The sequence below is a fragment of the Secundilactobacillus hailunensis genome (assembly GCF_005405185.1).
GTDB classification, from domain to species: Bacteria; Bacillota; Bacilli; order Lactobacillales; family Lactobacillaceae; genus Secundilactobacillus; species Secundilactobacillus hailunensis.
The window spans coordinates 1-1,704 of sequence record NZ_BJDO01000101.1 but is presented as its reverse complement, the minus strand read 5'-3'; the positions used below and the strand labels follow the sequence as shown (position 1 = coordinate 1,704).

The 1,704-nt window shown below is 37.3% G+C and carries 3 protein-coding genes; 2 read left to right on the top strand and 1 reads right to left on the bottom strand.

Annotated elements, in window-relative coordinates:
• Positions 1-807, bottom strand: an 807-nt coding sequence (gene mobQ, locus FFM73_RS12455) for a MobQ family relaxase (RefSeq protein ID WP_171001298.1), incomplete at its 3' end; no start/stop codon positions are given.
• A 252-nt stretch (positions 808-1,059) separates the two neighbouring features.
• Between mobQ and FFM73_RS12450 the strand changes: the two genes are divergently transcribed.
• Together FFM73_RS12450 and FFM73_RS12445 are read left to right on the top strand one after the other, a co-directional pair.
• On the top strand, positions 1,060-1,287 hold the full coding sequence (locus FFM73_RS12450; protein WP_003555660.1) for a hypothetical protein: 228 nt from the start codon (positions 1,060-1,062) through the stop codon (positions 1,285-1,287).
• Positions 1,288-1,309: 22 nt separating this feature from the next.
• Positions 1,310-1,588: a hypothetical protein gene (locus tag FFM73_RS12445; protein WP_003646133.1), complete on the top strand. Its 279-nt coding sequence runs from the start codon at positions 1,310-1,312 to the stop codon at positions 1,586-1,588.
• Positions 1,589-1,704: the final 116 nt, after the last annotated feature.

The following is a 1,704-nucleotide window of genomic DNA, read 5'->3' as shown; positions in this document are numbered from 1 at the left end:
CAAGTGGCCTCGATTAACTACTTTATCCTGCATATTTTTATAGCCAACTTTGGTCTTACGATAGCTCTTAACTTGTTGATTAAATGCCTTTCTTTCATGCCGTTTGCTATTGATTCCCTCGTGTTGCATTGGTGTGTCAGCTATTCCCTGTTCCACAAATGATTTTTCACTGATCCGATCAGGAATGTTTTTTTGCTCTAAAACCTGATTGACACTAACTGCCCAATTATGACGCCATTCAATTATTTTTTCTTTCTTATCCCAATCAACCAACCAAATTTTTCGGTTTCTCACATTCCCTGCAGGGGTCTTAGTTTTATTACCATGACTATCTAAAATGTATTCGGTTTTTGTTTTCTGTCCCCAAGTACCATCGGGGTTAAATGGGCGATTGGTTAACATCAAGTGTGCGTGTGGATTATCTGGGTGATCACGATGAATCGCTACATCGGCTACCATGCCTTGATCAACAAAGTTTTCTTGCACGTATTTAGTTAATAATGTTTTTTGTTCATCTACACTTAACTCAATTGGTAAAGCCACGTTAAACTCTTTTGCATACCGTGAGTTTGATTTACGATCTTTCTTTTCAACTTCATTCCATAATTGTTCTCGATTACTGGCCCATTCTGGTGCATTTTCGGGAGTTAAAATAAAGCTTTCTGGCATAACCGAGCGGGCATAAAAATAGTGGCGGCCTTCTTGATTATCAAATAATTTTTCACCACTTCGATAAGCGGCACTGGCAATCGCACTTCGTCCTTTACCAGCACTAATATTACTAAAACTCATGTGAAAGATTGCCATGTCAGTCACCGTCTTCTTTTGATTCTATGGGCTTGACTTTGTTGTCGCCATCGGCGACTTCTAATACAGGTTTTAATGGGTTTATCACAACGTCATCAAAGATGACGTGTAAGTGCGCATTGACCTCGTTTCACTCGGTCTGCTGATTATCCTGAATTTACTTTTAGTGTATGCCTTCCGCTTCGCTATTTCAACTTTTATACTTTGACTTAACGTTTCCCTTATGATATAGTGTCGGTGATTATTTCTAATATGATTGGAGGGATCGTTATGTCTCAAAGTAACTTAGAAAAACAAGAAGCTAAATTAAAAGCCCTTAATCAAAAAATTAAGGACGAAAAAAATAAGATTGAACAACGGCTAGGTAAACAAATCATCAGTCAAGCCAATTTAGATTATGCTAATTTGTCTAACGATCAGATTAAGCTTTTAGCTAAGCAATTTTCTGAATTTTTAAAGGTAAAGTCCGTAGATCATTAGCCATACGAGATGGGGAAATTCCATGTCTAATCAATATGAAAAACTAGTCGAGCAACAAGCGCGTTTAAAACAAAAAATTGAGCGGGAAGATTTTAAATTACGACAATCTAAATACTATGAAAATCGGCAAGCCCGCAAAGCCCGTTCTCGCCGATTAATTCAAAAAGGGGCTTTATTAGAAAAGTACTTTCAAGCTAATAACCTCTCGGTCGAACAAACCGAAGAACTTTTAAAAACATTTGCTGACTATGTTAACGCCCATAAACCGGATAAATTAAAAAACGATCAACCTAATAACTAGGCCGATCGTTTTTATTTGGGTCTAAGCTTTTTAGTGTTGATTAAGTTCAACACTGAGAAACTTAGGCCTGTTTTTTTGCAAAAAAAGGACACCTAGTCTCCCAGGCGTTATACTTT